The organism is Ruegeria sp. CI1 (genome assembly GCF_056536925.1).
The window spans coordinates 94952-102033 of the sequence record NZ_JBQFQP010000016.1; the positions used below are offsets into that span (position 1 = coordinate 94952).

Genomic DNA, 7082 nt, shown 5'->3' on the forward strand with positions numbered 1-7082 from the left:
TCCAAAACATCCGGTGCAGCGGTCGTAGTGGGATTTGCCCTGAATATCCTTTCTTTTGAAAACCTGACCGGAACCGCTGCAGATCTGACAGGGTGACCGGCCCGAGCCGTGACATCGGTGGCACCGCCGTTTTGCCGGTTTCGGTTCAGGGGTCTTGCGCGGTAACGGCTTGCTCATGGAATTGCCCGCAGATCGACTTGGTGAGAAATCGTAGCTCCTTGGAAACCCATCTGAACACACGAGACCCGTTCTGTCATCTTAAGAGTGCCGCGCAAACCGGATCGAAAGAAGGCACGCGCGCGATGGATTTCCCGCTTGACGATCCCATGGCGGTGACATAATCAGCCAAGACGCTGAGCGGGTATAGCTTAATGGTAAAGCCCCTGCCTTCCAAGCAGGCTATGTCGGTTCGATTCCGTCTACCCGCTCCAACTCAGCCCATCTTTCCAGTTCGCTGCGGCAAAAACGGTCTTTGCATCGAGGATTCGCCCCCTTTGCCTTGACCCCATGCGGCGCTGCGGCCATGAAGCATGCGATTATGACGGACAAGACGACAAGGGCCTGACATGGCAAGGAACCGCGCGGCAAAATCGGCAGCAACCCCGGCACCCGGCGCCAGCGAAGAGCGGGCCGTCTCGAAAAAACTGGGCGTTCTGGCATCGCTCTGGCCGTTCATGAAGCCCTACAAGTTGCTGATGTTCGGTGCGACCGTGGCGCTTGTCGTCACCGCAAGCATGACATTGACGCTGCCATTGGCCGTACGGCGGGTCGTCGATCATTTCCGGATCGAAGACGGCGAATTGCTGGACCAGTATTTTCTGGCCGCGCTGGGAATCGCCGCGATTCTCGCGGTGGGCACCGGGGTCAGATACATGCTTGTCACCCGGCTGGGTGAGCGCGTCGTCGCCGACATCCGCAAGGCCGTTTTCGACCGGGTGATCGGGATGAGCCCCGAATTCTTCGAACGGATCATGACGGGCGAGGTGCTCAGCCGGATCACCACCGACACGACATTGATCCAGTCGGTTCTGGGGTCTTCCGTCTCCATCGCCCTGCGCAACATGCTGATGTTCCTGGGCGGTCTGGTGCTGATGCTGCTGACCTCGGCCAAGCTGACGGCGATGGTTCTGCTGCTGATCCCGGTCGTGGTGGTGCCGATCCTCGTTCTGGGCCGCCGCCTGCGCGGCATAAGCCGCGAAAACCAGGACTGGATCGCCGCCTCGTCGGGCAATGCCGGCGAGGCGCTGGGCGCAGTCCAGACGGTACAGGCCTTCACGCATGAAACCGCCAGCCGCAAACAGTTCTCGGACCTGACCGAAACCTCTTACTCGGTGTCGCTGCGCCGAATTCATACCAGAGCCGTGTTGACGGTCATCGTGATCTTTCTGGTCTTCACCGGCATCGTCGGCGTCCTTTGGATGGGTGCGAACGACGTGCGCGCCGGGATCATGACCGAAGGCACGCTGATCCAGTTCGTGATCTATTCGGTGATCATGGCCGGATCGGTCGGCGCGCTGTCCGAAATCTGGAGCGAGCTGCAACGCGCCGCCGGCGCGACGGAACGCCTTGTCGAACTGTTGAACGCGCAGGATGCCGTCACCGACCCTGCAAACCCGGTTTCGCTGACGCAACCTGTCAAAGGCGCCATCGGTTTTGACAATGTCAGCTTCCGCTATCCGTCACGACCCGAGGTGGCGGCGCTCGACGAGATGACCCTTGCCGTCAATCCCGGGGAAACCGTGGCCTTCGTCGGCCCATCCGGGGCTGGCAAGACCACCGTGATCCAGTTGATCCAGCGCTTCTATGATCCCGATCAGGGGGCGGTGACGCTGGATGGGGTTGACCTGCGCACGCTTGCACGATCGGATTTCCGCCGTCACATCGCCCTGGTGCCGCAAGACCCCGTCATATTTGCAACGTCGGCGCGCGAAAACATCCGCTTTGGCCGCCCCGAGGCAACCGATACCGAGGTCGAAGATGCCGCACGCGCAGCAGCAGCGCATGATTTCATCGCCGCCCTGCCGGAAGGTTATGACAGTTTCGTCGGCGAACGCGGGGTGATGCTGTCGGGCGGGCAAAAACAGCGCATCGCCATCGCGCGCGCCATCCTGCGCGACGCCCCGGTGCTGCTGCTGGACGAGGCGACCTCAGCCCTTGATGCCGAAAGCGAACGCGCGGTTCAGGGCGCGGTCGATGAACTCAGCGCGGGCCGGACCACGCTGATCGTCGCGCACCGTCTGGCCACCGTGAAAAAGGCGGACCGCATCGTTGTGATGGAGGAAGGCCGCATCGTGGCGCAGGGCACCCATGCCGATCTGGTGGCGCAGGACGGCCTCTATGCGCGACTGGCGCGGCTGCAATTCACCGATGGTGTCGCGGCTGAATAAGGTGACGCCCCGGCACTTTGCCAATCGCCGCAGCGTCATTCTATCCATCCCGAATCCCTCCCGTTAACCCTCGCTTGCACTGGCGGGAATTTGCTCTCATCTTGGGGTGGAAAACCCGCGCCAGGCTGGGACAATAAGGGGAGGAGCCGCATGGCATTCGTTGGGAAGGAAGACAAGGCACGTATTGAAAACGAGATGTCCTGGCAGGACCGTGATCTGCCGGTGACATTTCACCAGTTGCTGTCGCGGACAGCGGCCAAATTTCCCAATCACAAGGCGATCAGTTTCCAGATTCTGTCCGGCGCAAAGGACAAGGCCGAAACGCTGACCTGGTTCGATCTGCTGGGTAAGGTCAATCAGGCCGCCAACCTGTTCCGCACGCTCGGAGTGGGCGAAAAGGACGTGGTCGCCTATGTCCTGCCAAATTGCAACGAAACGCTGATCACCATGATGGGCGGCGCAGTGGCCGGGATCGTGAACCCGATCAATCCGCTGCTGGAACCCGAACAGATCGCCGCCATCCTGCGCGAAACCAATGCCAAGATCGTGGTCACGCTGAAACCCTTTCCGAAAACGGATGTGGCGCAAAAAGTGGCCGAGGCGGTGCGCCACGCCCCGCACGTCAATACGGTGCTGGAGATCGACCTGAACCGGTACCTGACGCCGCCGAAATCCTGGATCGTGCCTTTCATCCGCCCGAAACTGGAAGACAAGGAACATCTGGCCCACGCCGACTATCTGGATTTCAACAAGGAACTGGCGAAACAACCCACGACGCTCGGTTTTGCGGACAGCGCTCAGGATCGGGTGGCCTGCTATTTCCATACCGGCGGCACAACCGGCATGCCGAAAGTGGCGCAGCACACTTATTCGGGCATGATCTACAACGGCTGGCTTGGTCATACGCTTTTGTTCTCCGAAGAGGACATCATCATGTGCCCGCTGCCGATGTTCCACGTTTTTGCCTGCCACGTCATCGTCATGGCCGCCGTCGCCTCGGGTGCACATGTGGTATTCCCGACGCCCGCCGGGTATCGCGGCGATGGTGTGTTCGACAATTTCTGGAAGCTGATCGAACGCTGGAAGGTCAGTTTCATCATCACCGTCCCGACGGCGATCTCGGCCAAGATGCAACGCCCGGTCGATGCCGATATCTCCAGCGTGAAAACCGCTTTCTCCGGTTCGGCGCCGCTGCCGGTGGAACTTTTCCGCCGATTCGAACAGGCCACCGGCGTGACCATCGTCGAAGGCTATGGCCTGACCGAGGCAACATGCCTGGTCTCGTGCAACCCGGTGGATGGTGAAAAGAAAATCGGCTCGATCGGTATCCCGTTCCCCTACACGGATGTGAAGATCCTCAGGGACGGACCGGACGGGCCGGGCGAATGCGCTACGGACGAGGTGGGCGAGATCTGTGTGTCAAACCCCGGTGTCTATGCCGGAAACACCTATACCGAGGTCGACAAGAACAAGAACCTTTATCACTTCGACAAATACCTGCGCACCGGCGATCTGGGCCGGTTCGACGGGGACGGCTACCTGTGGATCACCGGCCGCGCCAAGGATCTGATCATTCGCGGCGGCCACAACATCGACCCCGCCGATATCGAAGAGGCGCTGCTGGGTCACGAAGCGGTGGCCTTTGCCGGCGCCATCGGACAGCCCGATGCGCATTCCGGCGAAGTGCCCTGCGCCTTTGTCGAGCTTGTCGAGGGCAAGACCGTGACCGAAGCGGAATTGCTGGAATACTGCAAGATCCACGTCCACGAACGCGCGGCGCATCCCAAGCACATGACCATCCTGCCTGAATTGCCCAAGACCGCCGTGGGCAAGGTGTTCAAGCCGGAACTGCGCAAACAGGCAATCACCCGCGTCTACAACGGTGCTCTCGAAAAGGCCGGTGTAGCCGCACGCGTCGTCTCCGTCGATGACGACAAGAAACGCGGCCTTGTCGCGCTGCTTGACGCGAACGGCTCCTCCGAGGACGATGTCAACAAGGTTCTGGGTACCTTTACCCGGCCTTGGGAATGGGCAGCCTGAGCGGAGGGGCAATGGACTATGAGCGTCTGATCGACGAAGAAACCTGGGCCTTCATTGCTCGAACGGCCGAGAGTTACCCGGAAGACGCGGCAACTCTGTCGATTGCCGAACAACGGCGCGTCTATGACGAGATGTGCCGCCAGTTCCGCCAGGAACGCCCCTATGGCGTCGAATCCGAGGACCGGGCGGCAAATGGCGTTCCGGTTCGCGTCTATTCGGCAGGTGATCCGACGAGGACAGTTGTCTATTTCCATGGCGGCGGGTTCGTTTTGGGCGGGCTGGACAGCCACGACGATACCTGCGCCGATATCTGCGCCCAGACCGGTTACCGGGTGGTCGCCGTGGACTATCGCCTGTGCCCGGAACACCGCCACCCGGCCCAGTTTCAGGACAGCTGGACCGCGGTGGAATGGGCCGCCTCCGAATTTGCAGAGCCGCTGATATTGGCCGGTGACAGCGCCGGGGGCACTCTGGCGGCTTGTGTCGCCCACCATGCGCGCGGGCGCCTGGACAGCATCCTGGGGCAGGTCCTGATCTATCCGCTTTTGGGCGGAGATGTTGAAAGCGGCTCCTACATCGAACATGCGCAAGCACCGATGCTGACGCGCGACGACGTGCTTTTCTACAAAAGAATCCGCCACGAAGACGCGGAACCGTCCGGTGATCCGACCTATGAACCGTTGCAGGATCAGGACTATTCCGGCCTGCCGTCCACGGTGATTTTCACCGCCGATTGCGACCCGCTCCGCGACGATGGAAAAGCCTATCGGGACCGGATCGAGGAAACGGACGGTTTGGTTCAGTGGATCAACGAAGCCGGGCTGGTTCACGGGTATCTGCGGGCGCGAACCTCCGTCGGGCGCGCCCGTGACAGTTTCGAACGGATCACCGTCGCCATCGAAGCGCTGGGGCAGGGGATCTGGTCCTACGATTGATCCCGTAAGGCAGGAGAAAGCCAGATGACTTTGACCTTCAGGTCATCTGACAAAAAAGGGCTGCGCATGCAAAAAACGTCTGGAAAAATGAAGGATTTTCGACGCGGGCCCTTGCGTGCGGGATTGGCTGGAACTGACCGCGGCTCGCGTTGACAAACCTCTCAGGGAGGAAGCCGCAGTGTTTTGGTTCTGCCAATGGGGAAAGAGCGCTGTCGGCTGGGGCTGTGAATGCGAAGGCGGCGATGGTGTTGGATCTTGAGGCAGCCGACTGCGATTTCCGCCTGTGGGTCTGGTCTGAATTTATGCGCGATAGAGGCGGGATGGCGCCTTCTGCGCGGCATTCCTCATCACCGCGGACAAGGGGGGTCGGCCGAGTTGACCGAAGCAACCGGTGAGCGGTGGATGGGATCGCCGGGCGTTTCATCATGCGGCCTGTTTCCTGCGCGGTCGCTTCCTCGCCCAGCAACGTGCGGATCTTCGCGATGTTGGCCTTGCGGGCGGCGCTTGCCAGCAGGCCGTAGCGGCGGATGCGGTGGTACCGATCGGGCAGGGCTGCATGTGGAACCGGTGGATGAACTCGCCCGTGTCGAGCCGCATGACCTTCATGCAATCACCCGATTTGATCCGGTAGCCTTTCCAGCGGAAGGCCACGGTATCATCGCCGGCGCAGACCAAGCGCTGAATTGAGATCGCCACCCGATGGGTGTATCGGCACAGACAGGCCAGCACCGCCTCGGGACCGGCGAAGAACGGCTTGGCGCAAGGGGTAGACGGAGACGTGCACCTCGTTGCCCTAGAACCTGCGCCACACCTCATTGTAGATACATTGAAACTTTCGCTCTATGAGCGTCACGCATTTTCTAAGTTATTGTTTTCAGGGAATAACTGGTGCCGCTGAAGGGACTCGAACCCCCGACCCCATCATTACGAATGACGTGCTCTACCAGCTGAGCTACAGCGGCAACCTTTTGTACGGCCTTCCCATCTTCACTGGCTGCTGAGCAGTGGCCCTGTCTCTCGGACAAAATCTGTCCTTGGCGAGTCGGGCGTTGATCATGTGCAGTTTCTTGTTCCAAGTCGGATGCGATCGCGCCGGGCCTCTCTATAGTACTGGCCCGTAACAGAGACAAGCGGTTTCATGTTGGTCTCCCGCATATTCGCGACGCTAGCTGATATTTGGGTCGTGTGGCGCTGCATGCCCTTGAGGCTGCAAGCGTGGGCGCGGGTGAATTTGAGCCAGGCCCGATTAACGAAAGAACGAATGGGTCGGGCGCCAGAGAGAATATCCTCGATGTTGTTGAACGGCTTTGATCTGCGGATTCATGCCTTTTGAATTGCCATGCTCGCTACAGGTATATTGACAATCAGCACCGGTGAGCGTGCTGCGGCAACGCAAAAAGCCGATATGCGCGAGGCACCGTATTCCGCCTTTGCGTGGCCGAGTCGGCGCTGGCTTTCCTTTTTTCATCAAGTTTCGCGCTTTATTGCCGGCGTCAGGTTTCTGAAGTTCTTTTACCTGATTGAAAAATAATGATTTTAACTGAGGTTGCGATGTTTTGTGTTTTTTTTGAAAAGAGGGGTTGCAAGGTTCGATGGGAGTACGTAAATAGCCCCTCACCGGCGGCGCTGAGGTGCTGTTGGGGGGCTGGATGGAGCGGCTGGGACGGATTGAGTTCTGGATTGGCTGCGAAGCGAGGCGACAAACTGAGGCGATGATGGG

At 60.0% G+C, this 7082-nt stretch carries 4 protein-coding genes, 2 tRNA genes and 1 pseudogene; 4 read left to right on the forward strand and 3 right to left on the reverse strand.

The annotated features are described in order from the left end of the window. Positions 1-357 precede the first annotated feature (357 nt). The 4 genes from ACR0LZ_RS17885 to ACR0LZ_RS17900 all read left to right on the forward strand — a co-directional run bounded on the left by ACR0LZ_RS17885 (position 358) and on the right by ACR0LZ_RS17900 (position 5362). Positions 358-431, forward strand: a tRNA-Gly gene (locus ACR0LZ_RS17885). A 135-nt stretch (positions 432-566) separates the two neighbouring features. Next, positions 567-2387 carry an ABC transporter transmembrane domain-containing protein gene (locus ACR0LZ_RS17890; protein WP_480751318.1) on the forward strand — a complete coding sequence of 607 codons (1821 nt, stop codon included), beginning with the start codon at positions 567-569 and terminating at the stop codon, positions 2385-2387. 150 nt (positions 2388-2537) lie between these two features. Further along, the gene (locus tag ACR0LZ_RS17895) at positions 2538-4427 is read left to right on the forward strand and encodes an acyl-CoA synthetase (RefSeq protein WP_480751320.1); all 1890 of its coding nucleotides are present in this window, start codon (positions 2538-2540) and stop codon (positions 4425-4427) included. 11 nt (positions 4428-4438) lie between these two features. Next, positions 4439-5362, forward strand: coding sequence for an alpha/beta hydrolase (locus ACR0LZ_RS17900; protein ID WP_480751321.1), 924 nt, complete (start codon positions 4439-4441; stop codon positions 5360-5362). Between the two features lie 436 nt (positions 5363-5798). On the opposite strand, the pseudogene ACR0LZ_RS17905 reads toward ACR0LZ_RS17900, so the two are convergent. The 3 genes and pseudogenes from ACR0LZ_RS17905 to ACR0LZ_RS17915 all read right to left on the reverse strand — a co-directional run. Then, positions 5799-6121: pseudogene (locus ACR0LZ_RS17905) on the reverse strand (transposase); the annotation flags it as partial. Positions 6122-6248: 127 nt separating this feature from the next. Then, positions 6249-6324, reverse strand: a tRNA-Thr gene (locus ACR0LZ_RS17910). A gap of 284 nt (positions 6325-6608) precedes the next feature. After that, on the reverse strand, positions 6609-7082 hold a 474-nt coding region (locus ACR0LZ_RS17915; RefSeq protein ID WP_480751323.1), incomplete at its 5' end, for a hypothetical protein.